The sequence below is a fragment of the Gilliamella sp. BG3 genome (assembly GCF_046635605.1).
In the GTDB taxonomy this organism is placed as follows: Bacteria; Pseudomonadota; Gammaproteobacteria; order Enterobacterales; family Orbaceae; genus Gilliamella; species Gilliamella bombi.
Genome location: NZ_JBIDFE010000002.1, coordinates 1 through 22,948, shown reverse-complemented (window position 1 = coordinate 22,948; position 22,948 = coordinate 1). Strand labels below are relative to the sequence as shown.

Here is a 22,948-nt window from a genome sequence, read left to right as displayed (position 1 = left end):
TTAGCTAAAATAAAATTACAAAATAATATTGAGTGTTTATATGTCGAAAATAAAAATTCGCCCCACCGAATCAATTATTAATCGTTTAACACTATTACTGTTCTGTTTAGGTGCTATTGCTTTAATCGCTTTATCATTTTCAATCCAGGTAGCCAATGATACAAAAGGTGGGGCATATATGGTTAATCAATTAGGCTTACTAAGAATGAAGAACTACCAAATACTAACAATGGTTCCACTCAATAAGAAAGATTATGATAATTTAAATATTTTTATTAATATTTCTTCATCACAAAAACATTTAACGCTTTTAAAACGCTATAATTTAATTAATGAATTTAATCAGTTAGAAACTGATTGGAATACTCGACTTATTACTAAAATACAGCAAGCACAAAAAATCGATGAAATAAGAATTGATATTGAAAGCTATGTTGCTCGTATCAACCATTTGGTAGATAAGATTGATCAAAAAACCGAAAACAAAATTTATTATATTTCTCAATTACAACAATTATTTATTGTTATTATCGTAATTTTTTTAGCTGTTCAAATTTATTACTTACGTTACTACCTTCTTGCACCATGGCAAAAATTAGTTAGTATGGCTGAAGCAATTTCTAGCCACAATTTTAAAGCGCGTTTTAATATTAAAAGCAGAAAGAATGAATTTGATCTTTTAGGGCTAGCTTTTAACAAAATGTCCGAGCAAATTGAATCACAATATTTATTGTTAGAAAAACAAGTTGCAGAAAAAACAGCTAAATTACAACAAACCAATAAAATTGTTTCATTTCAATATCAAACAATTAAGCAACTACATACTTCAGAGCCATTGTGTGAACGTTTTCTAAAAATACTACACAAATTAGAAGATTTAGTACCATTAACTCAATTTAAAATCCGTTTTTATGAATCAAATGATCCTGAGCATTATCAACAAATCAGTTACGATAATGAGCAAAAATTACCTTATTGCCAAAATTCTAAATGCAAAGCTTGTTTAAGCTCATCAAAATCTTATCAAAAAAATAACTTTCAACGCCATTGGCACCTTCAAGAAAACGGGGAAAAATATGGGATATTATTTGCTTTGCAGCCAAAAAATATCATATTAACCAATGAACAAGAAAACTTAATTGTGGGAGTTATCGAGCAAATGACTACTGCAATGAAGCTCGATAGACAAATTGAACAACAAAAACAATATTTATTAATAAAAGAACGCTCAGCAATGGCCAGAGAGCTGCATGATTCCATTGCTCAATCTCTATCTTGTTTAAAAATACACCTCAGCTGCTTACAAATGCAATCAGATTTAACATCACAAAGCAGTATTGATTTATTGGCAACAATGCGTAAAGAAGTCAATATAACCTACTCTCAACTAAGAGAACTAATTACCTCTTTTCGCTTACGCCTTAACCAAACGGGTTTTTATGCAAATTTAATGGAATTAATTGAGGAATTTAATCAAAAATTACAATTCAATATTCAGTTTGAATATTTATTGCCGCTGAATATTATCAATAGTAAATATGCATTTCATTTATTACAAATTATTCGTGAAGGACTAAATAACATATATAAACATGCTAAAGCCACACAGGTTATTGTCAGTTTAAAAATTGATGATCATCAAATTATTTCCGTCTGTATTGAGGATAATGGCATTGGTTTACAAAACAATATTAAACAGGATAATAGTTATGGTCTAATCATTATGCGTGATAGAGTTGAAATACTAAATGGTAATTTAACAATAAACAGTCCTCCCCACAAAGGGACACAAATTATGATAGCATTTAAGGTTAATAAAACCATTTCATTCAAAGCAATAGAAGAGTAAAAATGGAACAAATAAATTGCTCAATACTTCTTATTGATGATCATCCAATGTTAAGAAATGGCGTAAAACAGCTGATAAATACAGTCAACCATTTTGACATTGTGGGAGAAACTGGCTCTGGAATAGAAGGCGTTAAATTAGCCGAAGAGCTTGATCCTGATATTATTCTACTTGATATCAATATGCAAGATGTTAATGGATTAGAAATATTACGCTACTTGCGTGAAAAAAAAATATCGAGTCGCATTATTATGTTTACAGTATCAGATGCAAAAGAAGATATAATCACCGCACTAAAAACAGGTGCTGATGGCTATTTATTAAAAGATATGGAGCCTGAAGATTTTCTAAAATCACTACAAGAAATCTCGATTGGAAAGCTAATTATGGATAATGCTATTTCACATATTATCCTCAATTATATGCGTAATAACGAACAACTAACTACAAAACAGATGCATGATGTCAGTTTATTGACACCAAGAGAAAATGAAATTTTTAATTTATTAGTACAAGGACTACCAAATAAGCTAATTGCAAAAGATTTAGGTATCGTTGAAAGCACAGTCAAAGTACATATCAAAAGTATATTCAAAAAACTTAATTTTAAATCAAGAATGGAAATGACAGTATGGTATTTACAAAGTAAGGAATAAACGTATACATTGAAAAATAAAATATATCTTGTTCAGCGATGCACCAGATAAAATCATTTATTCAACAGAATAACAAACATCACAAAACGGAGTATAGCATTTAAAAAATATAGAAAACTACCATGATCTATTATAGAATTAGATTAAAAAACAGCCACTATTTATAATAATAAAAATACCAAATCTAAACTAGGAATATTTGAAATGCCAATATTGATAAATGCTTATTCTACAGTCACTCATCCACCAGCCATTAATTTTCCCTGCGAGCGTCTATACCATCGCGGATTGGATGATTCTGAGTTGACGAAACACCTTGATGGTTTTATCGGTTATGTCATGCAAGCAGGAGATGGGCAGATGAATTCACGCCGTTATGCTTTGTATCGCCATATCCAACGAGTTAAACATCAATTTACCTTTGAGATTGAAGAAGATAATTTCAATGAATTTACCACTTGGGGCTGGCAGGCGAATGCAATTATATTTATGCCTGATGGAACTATTCGGAATCCTGACGGAGATGTATTACAAGATCCTGATGGTAACATTGATTTAGATGTAATCGTCCCTTATCCACTAGAAGCATTAAAGCGAAAAACAAAAACTGAACAGTATTTAGCCAAATTGGGGTTGCATACACCTACACATTTACCACCGGTTATTGCCGAATCGGAAGTAATACTTAGAACACCTGACGAAGTAGCTAAACGAGCCTTAGCAATAATGTTAACAGGTATTCAGGCTGAAAGTTTTAGAGAAAATGATCCAATTAATCCGATGGAATTTAAAGAACGTTGTCCAATGGGGTTTGAGGCTTTATCAAATAATGAGCGTGACTTTATTTATAGCGGGCAGCCGACAGAGCAAGATGTGATAGATATGTCTTGGAAATACGAAGCATTATTACCTTTACAATGGGCTATCAATTGGCAATCTGAGCTCCCTTTTGCTGATACTATCTGCGATGTTTCATCGTTAGTTGACCAAGGAATGCAACATAGTGGACAAGATTTTTCAACCGTGGCCTTAAGACCAGTTAGTGAATTGTTGGATGCTTTAGATTTACACTACCGCTTACATTGGATAACCACAGATTTTCGAATGAAAGATAAGCAACCTCCCGCATCGATTATAAGTGATGTTATTCAAGAGCGTCATTATGCTTTAAATTGGTTAACCAATTTTGAAAATGCTGATTGGGATGATGTCGATACACCAACCTAATATTTTCATCTTCTCATTTGTTGACATCATATTTAATATGGTGTCAAAGTTCTAAATATTAACCATAATATCAAAGCTAATAAATAGTTTAAACTTTCGTTTTCTATCTTTTTAAATCGCTAAATATTTGCTGATTATGTCACATCACCATAAAAAGAATTAACACGATCCTTACCAAAATATTATACATAGCCCTCTCTATCATTTTTTTATTTTGATAATATTGTTGTTCATATTGTTCTAGCAATACCTAGTTCTTGGCTGAACAACCACGCATACAATAATAATAGATTTCAATATATTTAAATAGTGCTTTATTGGCTAGCATCCTCGGTCACTGCGAACGAGCATATTTTTAAGAAAGTAGCGCCGAAACAAAGCTTGCTTTAATGTATTACAGACTAAATGACGGTCTAGGTAACGACTCGTTTGCCTAGCTTTTCGATATTATGAAAGTTAATATTCCCCCATAAAATCGTTCAGGTAGAGTATTGATTTTATTAAAGTTTTTTAAATTTAATGTTTTTGTAAAATCAAATACTTATAGTTTGCTTTATGTTTTTATTACGATGTTTTTTGGATTATTTACCACTCTTACAAATTGCTGACAACTGCAGCAGGATAGCAAAGAGACCATTTTATCCCAGCTAAAGCCAAAAATTGCTAAGAAAATCGCTCTATCTTCTTAGCTCATACATTGCTACTAAAACTATTTAAAGCAAAAGCTCAAAACGTCCGAAACTATACCGAATAAAAACAACCATTAAAGTTTACTTTTTTTAATAGATTGTCTGCTATTGAGAATATAATTCCCCCCAGCAGTCAAGGACTAAATCCGAAAGGCTAATTAGCAGCACAAAGTCCATTCCTACTAGCTCTCCCACCGAGCACATCACCGTCGTCCGAGTCAACACCGAATAAGTAATTATTTCCAGTATCACTTGTCCAGTAGTTGCGACTAGCAAAATCTGCGTTGGTATAACAGCTCATATCTCCCCACTCAGTAAAAAAGCCTACGCCAATTCGACGCTGGTAATGATTACCAGATGATGATGGGATGGCACCGACAGAACCTTGACACCAGTGACCTGACCACTTACCGGAACAAACCGCATTAGTTAAATCCCTTACCTGTGGAAAACGATAACCTAAATGGCTACACCAAGAAGCTTGTTTAGAAGCGTCAGTCGCTCGAAATCCACGATTAACGAACCATTGCTTCAACACAAACCCATACTTGACAACCACACTACCTTGACTATCTCTACCCACTAACTCGAATGTTTGAGGCAAGGTTGGCTTGCTAATTGGACTTGGGGAATCTGAGCTTTTTTGGTTATCACTTGCCCTAGGACCCGTTAGCGTAACGCGCATTACCTCTACTGAATGATTGGATATCCAATTATCGCCTGCATTTGGTAACGTCCTTGTCACAGTAGCTGTTATTCCCCCATGTGTAACAGAAGCCCAAGTCAACTGGCGACCTCCCCCTATGTCTAAATCAAAGTACAAGCCATCTGCACCTGTTGTCGGAAAATTTTGTTCATAAGTTGCTGGATTAGTTGATTGGACTAGAAATCCTTTAGTTGGATTCCAAATATTAGCTGGACCAGCGTAATCACCTTCACCATAGGTTAGATTTGGTCTTACATGACAGATTTTAGGAGGTAAATTTGGGCTGATGTAGTACTCCACCGATTGACGGTGGAAATAATTTGTATCTGGTACACCGTACTGTGTTTTTAAAGCCCCCTCTGTACTACTTAATATCACCTTATAAGGTGCTTTACAAATATCTAAAATATCATTACGACTAACAGCATTACCATTTTTATCGGAAAAATAAGCAGATAGATTTCCTTTTGCGGTTACGCCATTTATTCCCTGACCATCACCATCATCATCGCCCCAATAATGATAAGTGTTCACTATATCATTTAAACTGACTGAATCAACTGATGAGGGAATCAACATGTGAATATCACTTAAAGTACTTCCTTTAGGTAAAGTTATTGGATTTGTTACGCTTGATGTATTGGTTGATGGAGTAACTATTGTTCCATCCAATAGAGTGATATTCAATAAATCATCGGTTGTGATCGCTTTAGTTTTACCACCATCAAATGTTAAATATGGTGCACTACCTTCTATAACATTACTAGTATGCGCAGTTAATGCCTGCAAATTAGGCGAATACGGCAATAACAACAATGGCACTAATACCAACGTTTTTTTTGTAGATAATTGTATGGATAATTTCGATGCTAAAAATGAAGTAAGTGTAAAAACTCGTCTAACGTGGTTATTTAATAAATTTAAGACATAGGTTTGCCAGTGCTGGTGTCTGGTGTTGATAAGTATACTGCATAACATCCCTTTTGTAAAGTAATATATTGTTTTATTTTATTTTTTTAACGATCTATAATCTATAAAATATAGCTGAATTAATTCTAATTTTTAAAATTATAATGTTTAAAAAAAATTTGGCTACATTTTTAACTAAAAATTTTGTAAAGATTTATTAAGATACTTGATTTTTTTTGGATGTGCTGAGTTTCGATCGTTTTTATCTTGTAATAAAACACACTCGGCTCAATAAAACAGAGTATTATAAAAAAATGAAAAATAGAAGAATTAAATTCCATTAACTCTTTTCCTTCATCAGGATGTGCTGTCACCTAAGCGAAATTAGCACGCCAAATAATAATATTTGGTAAATTATTGATATAAATGTTATTTCTTTCACGAAAAACTAAAATTTAAACACAGATTTTTATCTGTACTATTTCAATCAATTACGCCATAATGTTATAAAAATAACAGTGCTTGGCTATATTTGTTATTTTTATAACATCCCTATTTATTTACAGACTAACAATATTTAATTAAACATTATTACAAAGACATTTTAAGGATCTCGTTATGAGTTATGCAAAGTATATCGATCATACTTTACTTGCAATGAACGCAACAAAAGACCAAATCACTAAACTCTGTGAAGAAGCTAAACAATATCATTTTTATTCAGTTTGTGTAAATTCAGGCTATGTTCCTTTAGTGGCTAGTTTACTAAAAGGTAGCGATGTAAAAGTGTGTTCAGTCGTTGGCTTTCCTTTAGGTGCAATGCTAACTAGCGCTAAAGCCTTTGAAACCGAAATGGCGGTTAAAGCAGGTGCGCAAGAAATCGATATGGTCATCAATGTGGGTTGGTTAAAAAGCAATGATTGGGATGCGGTTAAACAAGATATTGAGGCGGTATTTAATGCTTGTGGCGCTGTGCCATTAAAAGTGATTTTAGAAACTTGTTTATTAACTAAAGACGAAATTGTTAAAGTTTGTGAAATTTGTAAGCAAATCGGTGTTGCTTTTGTTAAAACCTCGACTGGGTTTAGTGTATCTGGCGCAACGGTTGAGGATGTTAAGTTGATGCGTGATACCGTTGGCAATGAGATGGGCGTTAAGGCATCGGGTGGTATTCGTGATCGTCAAACGGCTGAAAAAATGGTTCAAGCGGGGGCTTCGCGTTTAGGGGCTAGTGCTGGTATTGCGATTGTTTCTGGTGATGTAACTTCGACCAGTGATTATTAATCAATGATATCAATTAATAAGCTACTTATGTAGCTTGTTATTATTGATTTATAGGATCAGCATGGAAACACAATCACAAAAAAGAGTGAATGATCTTATTCAACTTTTAAAAAAAACAGATAAGATTCATTTAAAAGAAGCCGCTAAGTTGTTGGCTGTTTCAGAAATGACCATTCGCCGAGATTTGAGCAATGTTGGTTGTTCCCTAAGTGTTTTAGGTGGCTATGTTGTTAGTGATGCTCGTCATCAAATTACCCCGTATTTTTTGTCAGACCAACAAGATAAACAGGTTTATGAAAAACAATATATTGCCAATATAGCTAGTAAATACATTGTAGAAAACGATACCGTCTTTTTTGATTGCGGTACGACTATTCCTTTTATTATTGATGCCATTGATGATGAAATAACTTTTACTGCTATCTGTTATTCATTAAACGCATTTTTAGCATTACAAAATAAATCTAATTGTAAGACAATTTTATGTGGTGGTCATTATCAGGCTAATAATGCGATTTTTAGCGCTATTGGACAGCATAGTGAATTAAATTCGATTTGCCCAAATAAAGCATTTATTTCGGCCGCAGGGATTGATATTAAGCAAGGCGTAACTTGTTATCATTTTGATGAAGTTGATATGAAATTGCAGGCGATAAAAAAATCAGGTCAAAATATTTTGATTGCCGATCATACTAAATTTAATCAAGTTAAACCGGCTTTTATTGGTGAGTTAACTCTGTTTAATCAAATTATTACAGATAAAGTGCCAACCAAGCAATTTATTAATTTTTTAGCTAACCATAATATAGATTTAATGTATTAATATGAAAAATATCACAATTTTAGGTTCGACAGGTTCAATTGGTTGCAGTACGCTAGCGGTTATTGCTCAAAATCCACATCTATTTAAGGCTTATGCTTTAGTAGGAGGTAATAATGTTGCCAAAATGACTGAGCAATGTCTGGCTTTTAAGCCTAAATACGTTGCCATGGCAACAGCGCAAGCTGAGACGGCATTAAGAGCAAATCTTGCAAATCTAAAATTGGATATTGAAGTGTTAAGTGGTGAACAAGCCATTTGCGACTTATCGCAGTTTCCCGAGGTCGATCAAGTGATGGCCGCAATCGTTGGAGCCGCAGGATTAAAACCAATCCTTGCTGCGATTAAAAAAGGTAAGCGTATTTTGTTGGCCAATAAAGAATCGCTAGTAACCTGTGGACATTTATTTATGCAAGCGGTTAAAGAGTATGGTGCTGAGTTGTTGCCGGTAGATAGCGAACATAACGCTATTTTTCAAAGTTTACCAACGACGGTACAGCATGATTTAGGTTTTGCTAACCTTGCTGAGCATGGTATTACTAAAATCGTGTTAACAGGTTCTGGCGGACCATTTCGTGATTGGGATTTAGCTAAACTGGCACATGTCACCCCCGAGCAAGCGGTTGCTCACCCTAATTGGTCGATGGGTAAAAAAATATCTGTTGATTCAGCAACGATGATGAATAAAGGGCTGGAATATATTGAAGCTCGTTGGCTATTTAATGCTAGTGCCAACGAAATGGAAATTATTATTCATCCGCAATCAATTATCCATTCAATGGTACGTTATCAAGATGGTAGTGTGATAGCTGAACTTGGTGTGCCTGATATGTGCACGCCAATTGCTTATGCCATGTCTTACCCCGATCGTGTTCCTTCAAGCGTACCACCTTTAGATTTTACGCAAATTTCGTCGTTAACATTTAAACAACCTGACTTTGACCGTTATCCATGTTTAAAATTGGCAATCAATGCCTTTAATCAAGGGCAAGCGGCTACCACGGCGCTCAATGCCGCCAATGAAGTTGCGGTTGAAGCATTTTTGCAACATAAAATTGGTTTTATGGATATTGCTAAAAATGTATCAAAAGTATTAGATCAATTGGCTTTCCCTGAGCCATCGACAATTGATGATGTTTTTATGATAGATCAGTGGGCAAGATCACAATGTAGTCGGTATTAAATGCTATTTGATTTTATAAACAGTAATTTAACTAAATAGTTGAGTTATTAAATAGTTAAATTACTGAGTAGTTAAGTTATTGAGTGGTAAAGGGCAGTCAATCATAATTATATTTTGAAACTATTGTATTCAATCTTGCTGCCCTATTAGTAAGTTTTTACTATTTTTAGTATGCCATTTGTTTTGCTGTTAATGTTGGATTATCGCTAATAAATGATTGTAAAAATGTACTATCAGGTAGTGCAGTTAATGCGCCTTTTTTGGTTGTAGCTAAGGCTCCACAAGCGCTGGCAATGGTCATCATGCTTTCTAACATCAGTTTATCCTCAGGCATGCCTGAGGATGCAATACTGCTGAGTAATCCTGCGACAAAAGCATCACCTGCACCGGTTGTATCAACACTATTTACATGGTACGAATCAAACGAAAATGTTTTACCTTTCCATAATACAATGCTGCCATCTTTACCTTTGGTAATTAATTTTAATGGTGCTTCATAGTGTTGTTGTAGTTTATTTAATGCTTCACTCCAATCATTGCTTTGAGTTAACCAAAATAGTTCTTCGTCTGATAGTTTGAGGATATCAGCATCATGACAAAATTGAGTAATAGTGGTGCGCATTTCGTCTTTATTGGCCCACATCTGTTCGCGCAAGTTAACATCAAAGCTGATTAGGCCATTTTTAGCGGTAAGCTGTTCAATCGCAGTTTTAAGTGTTTGACGGCAGGTGTGGCCAACTAGCGCCAAAGAGCAAAAGTGTAAAATATCTTGGTTAAAATTAGGAATTGCTTGCTGAGATAAAAATTGATCAGCTGAAGGTGAAACCAAAAAAGTAAAACTACGTTCACCGTTTTTTCCTAAATCAACAACCACAGTACTTGTTCGATGATGTTCATCTTTTTCAAGGCTTTGGCAATCAACGTTATATTGGCGGAATGTGGTTTCCATAAAATCACCAAAAGGGTCATTACCAACACGACCAATAAACGCTGAAGGCAGTCCTAATTTTGCAATACCAATTGCAACATTTGCAGGTGCGCCACCAGCACATGCTTTATAATTCATATCACCAAATGGCAATAAATCAATAACGGCATCCCCAAGGGACCAAACTTTAGTATTATTCATTTTTTAACTCGATTATAGTCAGTTACTGCGGTAATCTAGTATAGAGACAGATTACTTGAGTTTTTTGAAATATGTCATCTTTTTACTTTTTAGTAAAGTCATTAATAGTTAATCTGTTGTTGAATTTATAATAGTCATTTTTTAATAGTCCGTCATAGACTAAATCATTTGACAAAAAATTCATTGTTAACGTTAAAAATATGTGACTATCATCACATATTTTATCGCTAATTTCATTAACAGTTAACGTTAACAATTAAATTAAGATACTATTAAATAAAGGTATCTAATATTGGATAAAAAAGGGGTTTTTATGTCTACTGCTATTGATAAAGCCAATCTAGCTGTTAAAAATTTAGAAAAAGTAATGAATAAACAATATTATCCACATTTTCATTTAGCTCCACCAGCTGGTTGGATGAATGATCCTAACGGTTTGATTTACTTTAAAGGTCAATATCATGCCTTTTATCAGCATCATCCTTATGATGAAAATTGGGGACCAATGCATTGGGGACATGTTGTTAGTGATGATTTAGTCACATGGCGAAGGTTGCCAATAGCTATTGCTCCCGATCAAGAATTTGATAAGTCAGGCTGTTTTTCTGGATCGGCCGTAGATAACAATGGTGAGTTATGCTTAATTTATACTGGTCATATTTGGTTGAGTGGCCAAGGTTATGATGAACAGATTCGACAAAGCCAATGTCTTGCAATTAGTAAAGATGGCATTCATTTTGAAAAGCAAGGCACAGTACTTATACCCCAAGACGGAGTAATGCACTTTCGCGATCCTAAAGTGTGGCAACAAGATGGTAAATGGTGGATGGTTGTTGGTCAAAGAACGCCAAATAATGTTGGTCAAGTTTTACTATTTAGATCTGATGATTTAAATGAATGGCAATTGGATCATGTTGTAGTGAGTGATATCGATCCTGATGTTTATATGCTTGAATGCCCTGACTTTTTTCCACTTGGTGATAAATGGGTTTTGATGTTTTCACCACAAGGGTTGAAAGCAAAAGGTTATCAGTATCGTAATCAATTCCAATCAGGCTATATAGTAGGTAATTGGCAACCTGGGCAGCAATTTTCAATAGTTAAACCTTTTCAAGAAATGGATTTTGGACACGATTTTTATGCACCGCAATCATTTCTTGCCGCTGATGGACGTCGTATTATTTTTGCTTGGATGGATATGTGGCAGTCAGCCATGCCAAGCAAAAAAGATAAATGGGCAGGCGCATTTACACTTCCTCGTGAACTGATTTTAGATCAAGATAATAAAGTCAGAAATCGCCCAGTAAAAGAACTTGAAGCATTGCGCGAAAAGCCAAAATCATTTGATGAAATAACACTTAATAGTGAAATTAAAAATACCAATATTGAGTCAATTTGTTGTGAACTTTGTGTTGAATTTGATCTAAAAGAAAGTGATGCTGAGCGTTTTGGTTTGCAACTTGCTGCCACTGAAAATGGTAAACAAGCAACATTACTATATGTTGATTTACAATCTAATCGTATTGTTCTTGATCGTAGTTTATCTGGTCTTGAATTAACTGGTTATCGTAGCGTACCATTATCAGAAAGCCAAAAATTAACTTTACATGTGTATGTTGATGCTTCATCTGTAGAAGTATTTGTTAATGGTGATTTATATAGCCTTTCAAGCCGTATCTATCCAAAATTACCAGCGGAGCGAGTAGTTAATTTATTTGCTGAAAATGGTAGCACCAAAATAACCAAATTAGATAGCTGGCAGTTAAAATCTATTTATGCGTAATTGATGATTGAATTGATCGCCATTGGGCGGTCAATTTATTTAAGTAAGTTATAATGAATTCCTTTCTAAATAAGGTGATGCTACCTGTATTATCTGTTTTTGGTTTTTGTTATTAATTATATGTAAAGCTGCTTGTTCTCCAATCTCATAATGAGGCAATTGCACTGTTGTCAGTGGTGGATAAAATAGTTCACCAGTACCTACCATGTTATCGTAACCTAATACAGCCACATCAGAAGGAATATGAAGTCCTTGACCGAGTAAATATTGATAAGCAACAAAAGCTATTCGATCATTACCGCAAATTAATACATCAAAATCGGGTTTTTTATTACAATGCTGTTTGAGTATATCAACCGTCATCATATATTCTTGAGCAAGATCATCTGATAAAGTTGAGGTATGGTAACTAGTAATCTCATTTAAATTGTAACCGGCATCTAACCACGCTTGCTCAACGGCTTTACGTCGAGTTTTTCCTGCTAATGTGGTTTCTGATAAATAGATGCATAATGGTTTTTTATAGCCTTTCTTTATTACTTGTTGCATGGCTTGATATTGACCCAAATAGTCATTTGGAATATAGCAAGCTAGTTGTTTTGAATCACTTATACAGTTGGCTAATACAACATTTTTATCTAATAACTTTTCAGGAAGTTCAACTTTTCTTAATCCCATTGTGGTATAGATAATACCGTTAGGGCGATATGATAGCAGGGTGTTTATTGCATGATCGGGATCTTTATCATCAAATAAATTAACAATAAAGGTATTCCAACCATGATCTTGTGCGGTCTTTTCTATGGCTTGTAGTAATTCTACCGAAAATGGCGTCATTGCTGTTTCTAATGCCAAAACACCAATTGCACTTGGTCCTGACTTATCACCACGAATCTTCCTTGCCGATAAGTCAGGTACGTAATTAAGGTGCTCAATAGCTTGTTTAACGCGCTTATAAGTTTCTTTATTTAATTTTTCAGGGTTATTTATTGCGCGTGAAACCGTCATCAATGAAACAGATGCTAGCTTTGCAACATCCTTAAGTGAAGCCATAGTTAAATCCTTTTGTTTAACAAGATAAAAATGATTATCAGCCATTACTATGCATGATGATACCACAAATAGAAATGATAAAAAGTGTGAGGTAAGTAACATTTATGACAATTGGTTCTATCTATTTAGTATCAAATATGACAATAATGTTAACATTAACATATTAACGTTAAACTTCATCGATTTTCAACAATATAAGAGTAATAAACATGAATATGATAAAAAATAGAAACTATTGGTTCTCGTCTGGTTACCTTATTACTTTTTATGCTGCGTGGTCGCTGTGGTGGTCCTTTTACGCAATTTGGCTAAAAAGTAAAATTGACTTATCCGGTGAGCAGTTAGGTATTGTTTATGCGGCTAATTCTGCCGCAGCCATGTTTTTCATGATTTTCTATGGCATTATCCAAGATAAATTACAAATAGGTAAAGCCGTAGTGACCTTCCAAAGTATTATCATGGTTCTTATTGGCCCTTTTTTAATTTATGTGTATGAGCCTTTATTAAAAAATGATTTTATTTGGGGTGTTTGTATCGGTGCACCAGTTTTAAGTGCCAGCTTTATTTCGGGCAGTGCTTTGATTGACTCTTTTATTGAACGTATTAGTCGATTATTTGGCTTTGAATTTGGTCCTGCTCGTTTTTGGGGATCATTTGGTTATGCTGCTGCAACGTTTGTTGCCGGTATTTTATTTGGTATTGATCCTCATATTAACTTTTGGATGGCGTCGGGTGTTGCGGTTATCTTTTTCACCATTAATATAGTATTTAAGCCAAAACAATATCAAGCATCACCAACTGAAAATAACGATACTGCTTTAGTAGAAAAAACAACGACTATACCAACAATGGGCGAAATCTTATCGCTGTTTGGTTTGCAAAAATTTTGGTTGTTTGTGTTGTTTGTTATTGGTACTTATAGTTTTTATACTATCTATGATCAGCAGTTATTTCCTAATTTTTATACTGGTTTTTTTGAAAAACCAGAAGATGGCTATCAAGTTTACGGTTATTTAAATTCCTTCCAAGTCTTTTTAGAAGCAACTTGTATGATTATTGCTCCTTATTTTATTAACAAAATGGGAGCTAAAAAATCGCTATTAGTTGCTGCATTAGTTATGATTTGCCGAATTGCATTATCTGCAACGTTAGATAATATTTATCTGATATCATTCGTTAAGTTATTTCATGCAATTGAAATTCCATTATTTATTTTGGCGATGTTTAAATATATTGTAGGTAATTTTGATGCTCGGTTATCTGCTACACTTTATTTAGTTGGTTTTAATATTTCATCAAATCTTGGCGTTATTGTGTTGTCATGGTTTGTGGGTAAATTATTTGATAATACAGGATATGCGACAACATTTTATGTGCTTGCAGGTGTTGTTTTGATTACTTCAATAATAGCTATATTTACTTTAAGTGACGAGAAAAAAGCAAAACAACAATAATTTTAAATTAGCCCTTATAATTATAAATATGGAAACATATTGTTTCCATATTGATGTTAAATCAATACAATCCTTGCTTCTAAGGAAAGTTTGCGAAACAATATTAGCAATTTAGATAATATGTATAGGGACTTGTAGTGAACGATGTAAAAGTAGTTGTTAAACCCGAGATGTTATGGAAAACCATTCGACAAGAAGCCTCTGAGTTAGTTGAAAGCGAGCCGATGTTAGCTAGTTATTTCCATGCAACTTTACTCAATCATGAAGATCTGGGGAGTGCTTTAAGCTATATTTTAGCTAATAAGCTTGTTTCTCAGGTTATGCCCGCTATTGAAATTCGTGAAATTGCCCGTCAGGCTTATCAAGCGGACCAAAATATTATTCAGTCAGCTATATGCGATATCATGGCTGTTTATATTCGCGATCCAGCCACTAATTACTATTCAACACCACTTCTTTATTACAAAGGATTTTTATCCTTGCAAGCTTATCGAATTGCACATTGGCTTTGGAAGGAAAACCGTAAATCATTGGCTATTTTTTTACAAAGCCAAATTGCGATTGTATTTGGTGTTGATATTCACCCTGCGGCAAAAATTGGCTGTGGAGTAATGTTTGATCACGCAACAGGTATTGTGATTGGAGAAACAGTGGTAATTGAAAATGATGTTTCTATTTTACAATCGGTTACATTAGGCGGAACGGGTAAAGAAAATGGTGATCGCCATCCAAAAATTCGTGAAGGGGTGATGATTGGAGCTCATTCAACGATTTTAGGTAATATTGAAATAGGTAAAGGTGCTAAAATTGGAGCTGGCTCTGTTGTGTTAGATCCCGTACCTCAGCATACAACCGTTGCAGGTGTACCAGCCAAAGTGGTGGGTTGCCCTGATTGCGAAAAACCAGCATTAAATATGGATCAAGATATTTAATTGTTATTAGATAATAAAAAACTCCGTTGATAAACACAGACGGAGTTTTTAATAATTGATTGGCTACTTATTGTTAAGATTTACATCCATTGTTGGGTATGGAATATTAATATTATTTTCAGTTAATCCATTTTTGATATTTTCAAGCAGCTCACCTTTTACCGCGCCATAATTTTCGTTTAATGTCCAAACTAACACATTAAAATTCATCGAGGACGCATCTAAAACATCTAATCGAATGGTAGGCTCTTTGGATGTTAATATATTATTAGTTTTATCAACTGCTTGCTTTAATACTTGATAGACTTTTTGAATATCTGAATCATAACCAACATTAACCACCAAATCTAAACGTCTTTCTGGTAAGCGAGTATAGTTGATAATATTAGCACTTACTACTTGGCTGTTAGGAATTATAACTAGTTCGTTGGTTGGTGTAACAATAGATGTTGAGAAAATTTGTATAGAATCAATAATACCTTGCTGACTATTGATTATTACCGTTTCACCAACTTTAAATGGTCGAAAAATAATTAAAATCACTCCAGCCGCAAAGTTAGATAGTGAACCTTGTAACGCTAAACCAACAGCTAAGCCAGCCGCACCAATCACTGCAACAATAGATGCTGTTTGTACTCCTAATTGACCTAAAACAGCAACCAATGTCATTACAATAGTCGCATAGTATGCTAATGCACTGACAAATTTAACAACAGTTGGATCAACGTGTCGATTTGATAATATTCTTTTTAATTGGTTGCTAATAAATCTAGCGATAGTTCTACCAATCACAAAAATAACAATGGCAAAGCAAAAATGAGCAATATAGCTAAATACAACCCCATCATATTTTTCAATAAATGAAAGGGTATAATTTAAAAAACCTTCAAAATTCATATTATTATCCTCAGTAATGGGTAATAGAAATTTTTTTTAAAGTATTTTAATTCACAATTGGCTAAACAAGTTGTTTGATTAATAAAGACCAACGTGTATCAAAATTAGTTGTTGGTAGATATTTAAAACCTGAACGAGAATAACGTGCCATCATTCCCTCGCAAAAAGCTAATAATTGGCTAGATAAAATACGTTCATCAGTTATGAAGGCAACACCTTCACGAATTTTTCGCTCGCGTAAAACTTGTTTAATTTGAGTTTCAATTCGTTCAAATAGCTGGCTAATACGTTCTTGTAACTGATCTTGCTCAAACATTAATGCGTGCCCAGTCATAATTCTGGTTAATCCTGGGTTCTTTTCAGAAAATCCTAATATCAAAGCAAGAATAAGTTGTAACCGAGTAAATGTATTTGGCTCTTCATGCATGATCACATTTATACGGGATAACAAAATATCTTCAATATAGACAATTAAACTTTCAAACATTTTTGTTTTACTTGGAAAATGTCGATATAAAGCTGCTTCAGAAACACCTACTGTTGCAGCTAATTTAGCTGTAGTTATTCTTTGAGTGCCTTCATTCGATTCAAGCATTTTTGCCAATGCTTGTAAGATATCTTCTTTGCGATTTCTATTTTTGCTACTCACGATCATTTTTTACCCGAATGTCCAAAACCACCTTCGCCTCGTGCTGATTCAACAAATTCATCAACAATGTTAAATTCGGCTTGTACAACCGGAACAATGATTAGTTGGGCAATTCGATCGCCTGCTTCAATCACAAAAGGAGTTTGGCTTCGATTCCAAACAGGAACAAATAGTTGTCCTTGATAATCTGAATCAATCAAACCCACCAAATTACCAAGTACAATACCATTTTTTGAACCAAGCCCTGAACGCGGTAACACTAATGCCGCTAAACTAGGATCAGCAATATGCATTGATAAACCAGTCGGGGTTAGGATAGTTTCTCCTGGTTTTATTTCGGTTGTTTTATCAAACATTGCTCTTAAATCAATGCCTGCAGATCCTTCAGTTGCATAAGTAGGCAGAGGAAATTCGTTACCTAAACGTTTGTCTAATACTTTTATATCAATTTTTCTTTTCATCATGACTCGCTTTATATCGTGTTATAACAGTTTGAAGTAACTGTGTTGCTAATTGGTTTTTACTGCTTAATGGTAACGTTTGCTCACCATTTTGCCAATACAGTGTTAATGCATTTTGATCGGAATTAAAGCCAATGGTTTTATCAGAAACATCATTAGCACAAATTAAATCTAAGTTTTTTGCGGTTAATTTTTTTAGTGCATAAGCTTTAACATCATTAGTTTCAGCGGAAAATCCTACCACAAAAGGGCGATGTGTTTTTAGCGCTGCGACACTTGCTACAATATCGGGATTTTTAACTAATTCAATCACAAGCTCATCGTTATCGCCCGTTTTTTTAATTTTTTGTGTCGCAATTGTTTTAGCATGATAGTCGGCAACAGCGGCACAAGAAATAAAAATATTTGATTTTTTAGCGTAATTCATTGCTTCATCGTACATCTGTTTAGCGCTTTTAACGTCAATTCGGTTGACATTATTCGGCGTATGTAAATGAACCGGTCCACTAATTAATGTGACATTGGCACCCATTTGAGCAGCGGCGTTTGCAATTGCAAACCCCATTTTTCCTGAACTGTAATTACTAATATAACGAACTGGATCGATTTCTTCGATTGTTGGTCCTGCCGTAATGGTAATTGATATATCTGAAAGCACTGAGGTTGATTTAAAATAGTGGGTTATTTCTTCAACAATAGTGAGCGGCTCAAGCATACGTCCTGGTCCAACATCACCGCAGGCTTGAAAACCACTGTCTGGACCTAAAATTAAGGTATTTCTTGACGCTAATACAGATAAATTATGTTGAGTTGCGGCGGCTTTATACATTTGTTGATTCATCGCCGGAGCAATGGCAATTGGCGAAGATGTTGCTAAACAAATTGTTGATAACAAATCATCGGCAATACCATTTGCCATTTTAGCAATAATATTGGCGGTTGCAGGCGCAATTAATACTAAATCAGCCCATTTGGCAAGTTCAATATGACTCATAGAAAGCTCGGCCGATGGATCAAAGAGATCGCTAGAAACCTGATTGCCAGAAACAGCTTGAAGCGTCATTTTAGTGACAAAATGGCTAGCAGAATCAGTCAAAACAACACGCACTTGTGCGCCACATTTTTTTAAATGACGAACCAGATCAGGGCATTTATAAGCAGCAATGCCGCCAGTAATTCCTAATAAGATACGTTTACCTGTTAGACTCATAAGCCAGCTTCCTTCCTACCAAAATGAAAGCGTTATATTACCACAATTAAGTTAGATAATAAGTAGCTCTTTCGCATTGGCTAATGTTGCGTCTGTAATTTTATCGCCGCCTAATAATCTCGCTAACTCGTTTAATCGCCCATTTTCGTTTAATTTTTGCATATCTGTAGTGGTTTTTTTACCATTAGTTTGTTTACTAACAAAATAGTGTTGGTTAGCTTGTCCTGCAACTTGTGGTAAATGAGTAACGGTAATTACTTGAGTTGATTGTCCAAGCTGCCTTAATAGTTGCCCCACTTTTGCGGCGGTTGGACCGCTGATCCCAACATCGATTTCATCAAAGATTAGAGCTGGCGTATCCATTTTTTGAGCAGTTAACACCTGAATTGCCAAAGCAATACGCGACAACTCACCGCCTGAAGCAACTTTAGCCAGAGGTTGGGGACTTTGTCCTACATTAGTACTAACTAAAAAAGTGACTTGATCAGCACCATCTTCATTTAATCGATTTTCGTCAAAAGAAATATCGATACTAAATTGTCCATTAGGCATAGATAATTCATGCATAATAGTGGTTACTTTTTTAGCTAATGTTTTGCTTATCGTTAACCTTTTTTGATGCAATTTTGTAGCAATTTCAACAGCGATTTGATGGTATTTAGTAATATCATTTTTAAGTTGTTCACTTTGTTCATCTTGCTGATTAATTTGTTTAAATTCAGCTAACAAAGTTTGATGTAAATCTGGCAATTCTTCGGGCAAGACATGATGTTTACGCGCCAAAGCAATTTGTTTAGATAACCGCTGTTCTAGTTGCATAACTCGAGCAGGATCAAGCTCTAAACGTTCACTATAGTGACGAAGCTCATCGCTTGCTTCTTTAATTTGAATAGATGCCTCTTCCAACATGTTATAAACATTATTTAACGCTGGATCGAGCGAGGTTAGTTCTTGAACACTATTTTTTACACTGCTTAGTAAATTACTAACGTTATAGTCGTCTGCCTCGTCTAACAACATGACAGATTGCTGGCTTAGATTAATTAACTGTTCGCTATTAGATAACCGTTTGTACTCTTCATCAATTTGTTGAAACTCCCCTTCAATGGGCGAAAATTCATTAAGTTCTTTTAATTGATATTGCAAAAGCTGCATATGCGCATCACGCTCTTGCCTTGTTGTTTCGTATTGTTGGTAAGCCCGTGTTGCTTCTTTCCATTGCTTATAGGCTTGATGCATTTGAGCAAGTAGTGTTGATTCATTCATATAATGATTTAACAACAACTGCTGATAATCACTGCGTAACAGGCGTTGATGCTCGTGTTGCCCATGAATTTGAATCAACATTTGCCCCAAATCTTTTAATTGCGAAATAGGAACAGCTCGACCATTAATAAACGCTTTAGAACGCCCATCTTGATTAATTACTCGTCGCAAAATGCACTCATTGCCCTCATCAAGTTGGTTTTCACGTAACCAAGCAAAAGCCGCTGGCGTATCATCAAGCACAAAACAAGCCGAAATATCAACACGATCAGCCCCATGCCGAATAGATGAAGCATCAGAACGATTTCCTAAACATAATCCCAATGCATCAATAGCAATCGACTTTCCTGCTCCTGTTTCCCCCGTAATAGCGGTCATCCCAATAGTAAAGTCGACAAGAAGTTGATCTACAATAGCAAAATTATTAATAGTTAGTTGAGTTATCATAATAAATTAATACATAAGGCTAGTTATAATATTGGCAGTATAGCAGTAAAAATACTGTAAATAAATACAGTCTATTTATTTTTTTGAAATGTTTAAAAAATGATTTTTTAGGATATAGATTTGTTGTTATTTTATAATTACAGTAATATTGTACAGTTATATTTTTAGTAATTTGGATACAGATATGAGTTATACATATATAGATTTATTTGCAGGAATTGGAGGGTTTCATTTAGCGTTAAAAAAAGCTGGAATGGAGTGCGTGTTTGCATCAGAAATAGACAAATACGCTAGAGAAACATATATAAATAACCATCATATTAATGAAAATATTTTTAACGACGATATAAGAAAAATTAGCCCATTTGAAATTCCCGATCATGATATTTTATGTGCTGGTTTTCCATGTCAACCCTTTTCACAAGCTGGACAGAAAAAAGGGTTTAAAGATGGAAGTAACTCGGAAAGAGGTAATTTGTTTTTCTGTATAGCTGATATTCTTGCTGAAAAAAGGCCAAAAGCTTTCATTTTAGAAAATGTAAAGCACTTACTAAATCATGATAATGGAAAAACTTTTGAAATAATAAAAAACACTTTAGAAAACTTAAATTATATTGTCCATTATAAAATAATTAAAGCTAGCGATTTTGGAAAACCTCAACATCGACCAAGAATTTATATTATTGGTTTTAATAAAGATTTAGTCTGTCAAGCGGATTATCAATTTCCTCAGGCAATCCCGCTTGAAGAAACTATGTCTGATATTTGGGAAGCTCCCTGCGAGCGTCAAATAGGATTTACATTAAGAGTAGGAGGAAGAGGTTCTTCTATTGATGATAGAAGAAATTGGGATTCATATAGAGTTAATGGAGAAGTAAAGCAGTTGACGCCATTGCAGGGTAAGAGAATGATGGGGTTTCCCGATGATTTTATTTTGCCAAAATCTATTACTCAAGCAATGAAACAATTAGGTAACAGTGTTTGTGTAAACGTTGTGTTTTATTTAGCTAAATCAGTGCAATATCATTTAGACAAATATAGTTTAAATTTTACTGGAGATAAAAAAATGAATAAAGGAGAATGGAGCGAAGTTTATGCTTTTTTTAAATTATTAATTGAGAATAAATTATATTTTGGTAATGAAATAGCAGAAAAGTTAAATGATTACGTTACCGTCATAGCTTTAGCTCATAATAAAGGAGAGCCTGTTTATGAAATATTTGGAAGTGAAATTATATTTAAAAATAAAAATAATAGTGAAATAAAAAGATTAAAAGTTTCATCACTAATTTCTTCTGAAAAAATTGAATTATTTTTAAATGAAATAAAAAATAGTCGAAAAAATTCTTTCAATATTCCAGATATAGAAGATATTCTGACGAAATTAGATATAATTAATGTTGTCAAGGGTTCATCAACAGAAAAAGGGGATTTACAAATAGCATTTGATTATCCTAATTATCCTAACGGACTTTATCCTATTGGTATTAAATCTGATTTAGGTGCAAAACCGACATTATTAAATGCTTCAGCAGCAACCAATTTTATTTATGAAATAAATGGTTTTAATGGTGATATGGATTTAATAAACTCCATAGAAACAAAGTCTAAAATAAAAGATAGATTAAAAGAGATTATAAATAGTAATGGCAAGTTAATATTTTCTCGCTGTGAAGTTAAGATCCATCAAGATAACCTAATGTTAGTTGACTCTAAAATGCCTGAGATATTATCCGAAATATTATTATCTTATTATTTAGGTAAGGGAGCTAAAATTTCAGAACTTGTTATAGACACCCAAAAAGCAGCAAGAATTCAATCATATCTAAAAGCTGTATTATTGGGTATGTTTTCTTCAAAAAAATGGGATGGATATGAAAAATCTACAGGAAGTATTTTAGTTAAAAATGATGGTGATTTAAGATTATTCCATGTTATAAAGGAAGATATTTTGAAAAAATATTTATTTAACCATAGTAAGCTAGATACTCCATCCTCAACCAGACATAGATTCGGCTCTATATATAAGGAAAATAATAAATTTTTTATAAAATTAAATTTGCAAATTAGAATGCTCTAATCTATATATGCAAATACTTCCCCCATGGTTAGTACAAAACTCTCGAAGAAAATTACGTTATTATTGGAAAACCTAGGGGGGAATAATCAATTTTATACCACGAAAGCTGAGATCTTTTTTGGGAACAATAATACACGCATCCAATATTGCACACATTGATCCTCGCCAAAATATTAGACAGTGCCCGCCTCTATCATTTTTTCGTTTTGGTAATATTGTTGTTCATATTGTTCAGGTGATACCCAGTCATTGGCTGAATGACGG

Annotated in this window: 18 protein-coding genes; 10 read left to right on the top strand and 8 right to left on the bottom strand. The window is 34.1% G+C overall.

What is annotated here, in order from left to right:
- Window positions 1-40 precede the first annotated feature (40 nt).
- The 3 genes from narX (at window position 41) to ACGH6S_RS01045 (ending at window position 3,732) form a co-directional block, all read left to right on the top strand.
- On the top strand, window positions 41-1,849 hold the full coding sequence (gene narX, locus ACGH6S_RS01055; protein ID WP_296299866.1) for a nitrate/nitrite two-component system sensor histidine kinase NarX: 1,809 nt from the start codon (window positions 41-43) through the stop codon (window positions 1,847-1,849).
- Window positions 1,850-1,851: 2 nt separating this feature from the next.
- Complete coding sequence (gene narL, locus ACGH6S_RS01050) at window positions 1,852-2,505, top strand: two-component system response regulator NarL (protein ID WP_065590206.1); 654 nt, start codon at window positions 1,852-1,854, stop codon at window positions 2,503-2,505.
- A gap of 204 nt (window positions 2,506-2,709) precedes the next feature.
- The gene (locus tag ACGH6S_RS01045) at window positions 2,710-3,732 is read left to right on the top strand and encodes a DUF4272 domain-containing protein (RefSeq protein WP_065590207.1); all 1,023 of its coding nucleotides are present in this window, start codon (window positions 2,710-2,712) and stop codon (window positions 3,730-3,732) included.
- Window positions 3,733-4,575: 843 nt separating this feature from the next.
- Here ACGH6S_RS01045 and ACGH6S_RS01040 read toward each other — a convergent pair.
- Window positions 4,576-6,105 (bottom strand): hypothetical protein, encoded by a 1,530-nt coding sequence (locus ACGH6S_RS01040; RefSeq protein WP_411578207.1) that lies wholly within the window; start codon window positions 6,103-6,105, stop codon window positions 4,576-4,578.
- A 549-nt stretch (window positions 6,106-6,654) separates the two neighbouring features.
- Between ACGH6S_RS01040 and deoC the strand changes: the two genes are divergently transcribed.
- The 3 genes from deoC (at window position 6,655) to ispC (ending at window position 9,323) form a co-directional block, all read left to right on the top strand.
- Window positions 6,655-7,320 carry a deoxyribose-phosphate aldolase gene (gene deoC / locus ACGH6S_RS01035; RefSeq protein ID WP_065639686.1) on the top strand — a complete coding sequence of 222 codons (666 nt, stop codon included), beginning with the start codon at window positions 6,655-6,657 and terminating at the stop codon, window positions 7,318-7,320.
- A gap of 61 nt (window positions 7,321-7,381) precedes the next feature.
- A complete protein-coding gene (gene deoR, locus ACGH6S_RS01030) occupies window positions 7,382-8,143 on the top strand; it encodes a DNA-binding transcriptional repressor DeoR (protein WP_174798830.1) in 762 nt (253 codons plus the stop codon).
- 1 nt (window position 8,144) lies between these two features.
- On the top strand, window positions 8,145-9,323 hold the full coding sequence (ispC, locus tag ACGH6S_RS01025; protein ID WP_411578206.1) for a 1-deoxy-D-xylulose-5-phosphate reductoisomerase: 1,179 nt from the start codon (window positions 8,145-8,147) through the stop codon (window positions 9,321-9,323).
- Between the two features lie 166 nt (window positions 9,324-9,489).
- Here the strand turns inward: ispC and ACGH6S_RS01020 are convergent, their stop codons facing one another.
- Entirely contained in the window at window positions 9,490-10,452 is a 963-nt protein-coding gene (locus tag ACGH6S_RS01020) for an aminoimidazole riboside kinase (protein ID WP_411578205.1), read from the bottom strand.
- Between the two features lie 313 nt (window positions 10,453-10,765).
- Here ACGH6S_RS01020 and ACGH6S_RS01015 point away from each other — a divergent pair, with 313 nt between their 5' ends.
- Window positions 10,766-12,235, top strand: coding sequence for a glycoside hydrolase family 32 protein (locus ACGH6S_RS01015; protein WP_411578204.1), 1,470 nt, complete (start codon window positions 10,766-10,768; stop codon window positions 12,233-12,235).
- 48 nt (window positions 12,236-12,283) lie between these two features.
- On the opposite strand, the gene ACGH6S_RS01010 is transcribed toward ACGH6S_RS01015, so the two are convergent.
- Entirely contained in the window at window positions 12,284-13,288 is a 1,005-nt protein-coding gene (locus ACGH6S_RS01010; protein ID WP_034909633.1) for a LacI family DNA-binding transcriptional regulator, read from the bottom strand.
- Window positions 13,289-13,497: 209 nt separating this feature from the next.
- Here ACGH6S_RS01010 and ACGH6S_RS01005 point away from each other — a divergent pair, with 209 nt between their 5' ends.
- Window positions 13,498-14,742, top strand: a complete 1,245-nt coding sequence (locus tag ACGH6S_RS01005; protein ID WP_065590214.1) for an oligosaccharide MFS transporter — start codon at window positions 13,498-13,500, stop codon at window positions 14,740-14,742.
- 170 nt (window positions 14,743-14,912) lie between these two features.
- On the top strand, window positions 14,913-15,674 hold the full coding sequence (gene cysE / locus ACGH6S_RS01000) for a serine O-acetyltransferase (RefSeq protein WP_034909630.1): 762 nt from the start codon (window positions 14,913-14,915) through the stop codon (window positions 15,672-15,674).
- A 63-nt stretch (window positions 15,675-15,737) separates the two neighbouring features.
- Here the strand turns inward: cysE and ACGH6S_RS00995 are convergent, their stop codons facing one another.
- The 5 genes from ACGH6S_RS00995 to recN all read right to left on the bottom strand — a co-directional run bounded on the left by ACGH6S_RS00995 (window position 15,738) and on the right by recN (window position 20,604).
- The gene (locus ACGH6S_RS00995) at window positions 15,738-16,571 is read right to left on the bottom strand and encodes a mechanosensitive ion channel domain-containing protein (RefSeq protein ID WP_085164619.1); all 834 of its coding nucleotides are present in this window, start codon (window positions 16,569-16,571) and stop codon (window positions 15,738-15,740) included.
- A 61-nt stretch (window positions 16,572-16,632) separates the two neighbouring features.
- On the bottom strand, window positions 16,633-17,226 hold the full coding sequence (gene slmA, locus ACGH6S_RS00990; protein WP_034909580.1) for a nucleoid occlusion factor SlmA: 594 nt from the start codon (window positions 17,224-17,226) through the stop codon (window positions 16,633-16,635).
- On the bottom strand, window positions 17,223-17,681 hold the full coding sequence (dut, locus tag ACGH6S_RS00985; RefSeq protein ID WP_034909576.1) for a dUTP diphosphatase: 459 nt from the start codon (window positions 17,679-17,681) through the stop codon (window positions 17,223-17,225). Before dut ends, slmA begins: the two co-directional genes overlap by 4 nt.
- On the bottom strand, window positions 17,665-18,891 hold the full coding sequence (coaBC, locus tag ACGH6S_RS00980; protein ID WP_296299891.1) for a bifunctional phosphopantothenoylcysteine decarboxylase/phosphopantothenate--cysteine ligase CoaBC: 1,227 nt from the start codon (window positions 18,889-18,891) through the stop codon (window positions 17,665-17,667). The genes dut and coaBC overlap by 17 nt, the downstream gene beginning before the upstream one ends.
- Window positions 18,892-18,942: 51 nt before the next feature.
- Window positions 18,943-20,604, bottom strand: coding sequence for a DNA repair protein RecN (gene recN / locus ACGH6S_RS00975; protein WP_411578203.1), 1,662 nt, complete (start codon window positions 20,602-20,604; stop codon window positions 18,943-18,945).
- Between the two features lie 184 nt (window positions 20,605-20,788).
- Between recN and ACGH6S_RS00970 the strand changes: the two genes are divergently transcribed.
- Window positions 20,789-22,684 carry an HpaII family restriction endonuclease gene (locus ACGH6S_RS00970; protein ID WP_411578202.1) on the top strand — a complete coding sequence of 632 codons (1,896 nt, stop codon included), beginning with the start codon at window positions 20,789-20,791 and terminating at the stop codon, window positions 22,682-22,684.
- The last annotated feature ends 264 nt before the right edge of the window (window positions 22,685-22,948 follow it).

Excerpts from the sequence above, each read along its gene's own strand:
- ACGH6S_RS01015 (WP_411578204.1), top strand. The coding sequence starts at position 10,766 with ATGTCTACTGCTATTGATAAAGCCAATCTAGCTGTTAAAAATTTAGAA.
- ACGH6S_RS01040 (WP_411578207.1), bottom strand. The coding sequence starts at position 6,105 with ATGTTATGCAGTATACTTATCAACACCAGACACCAGCACTGGCAAACC.
- deoC (WP_065639686.1), top strand. The coding sequence starts at position 6,655 with ATGAGTTATGCAAAGTATATCGATCATACTTTACTTGCAATGAACGCA.
- ACGH6S_RS01005 (WP_065590214.1), top strand. The coding sequence starts at position 13,498 with ATGAATATGATAAAAAATAGAAACTATTGGTTCTCGTCTGGTTACCTT.
- ACGH6S_RS01020 (WP_411578205.1), bottom strand. The coding sequence starts at position 10,452 with ATGAATAATACTAAAGTTTGGTCCCTTGGGGATGCCGTTATTGATTTA.
- ACGH6S_RS01010 (WP_034909633.1), bottom strand. The coding sequence starts at position 13,288 with ATGGCTTCACTTAAGGATGTTGCAAAGCTAGCATCTGTTTCATTGATG.
- dut (WP_034909576.1), bottom strand. The coding sequence starts at position 17,681 with ATGAAAAGAAAAATTGATATAAAAGTATTAGACAAACGTTTAGGTAAC.
- narL (WP_065590206.1), top strand. The coding sequence starts at position 1,852 with ATGGAACAAATAAATTGCTCAATACTTCTTATTGATGATCATCCAATG.
- ACGH6S_RS01045 (WP_065590207.1), top strand. The coding sequence starts at position 2,710 with ATGCCAATATTGATAAATGCTTATTCTACAGTCACTCATCCACCAGCC.
- slmA (WP_034909580.1), bottom strand. The coding sequence starts at position 17,226 with ATGATCGTGAGTAGCAAAAATAGAAATCGCAAAGAAGATATCTTACAA.
- ACGH6S_RS00995 (WP_085164619.1), bottom strand. The coding sequence starts at position 16,571 with ATGAATTTTGAAGGTTTTTTAAATTATACCCTTTCATTTATTGAAAAA.
- ispC (WP_411578206.1), top strand. The coding sequence starts at position 8,145 with ATGAAAAATATCACAATTTTAGGTTCGACAGGTTCAATTGGTTGCAGT.
- narX (WP_296299866.1), top strand. The coding sequence starts at position 41 with ATGTCGAAAATAAAAATTCGCCCCACCGAATCAATTATTAATCGTTTA.
- recN (WP_411578203.1), bottom strand. The coding sequence starts at position 20,604 with ATGATAACTCAACTAACTATTAATAATTTTGCTATTGTAGATCAACTT.
- deoR (WP_174798830.1), top strand. The coding sequence starts at position 7,382 with ATGGAAACACAATCACAAAAAAGAGTGAATGATCTTATTCAACTTTTA.
- ACGH6S_RS00970 (WP_411578202.1), top strand. The coding sequence starts at position 20,789 with ATGAGTTATACATATATAGATTTATTTGCAGGAATTGGAGGGTTTCAT.
- cysE (WP_034909630.1), top strand. The coding sequence starts at position 14,913 with ATGTTATGGAAAACCATTCGACAAGAAGCCTCTGAGTTAGTTGAAAGC.
- coaBC (WP_296299891.1), bottom strand. The coding sequence starts at position 18,891 with ATGAGTCTAACAGGTAAACGTATCTTATTAGGAATTACTGGCGGCATT.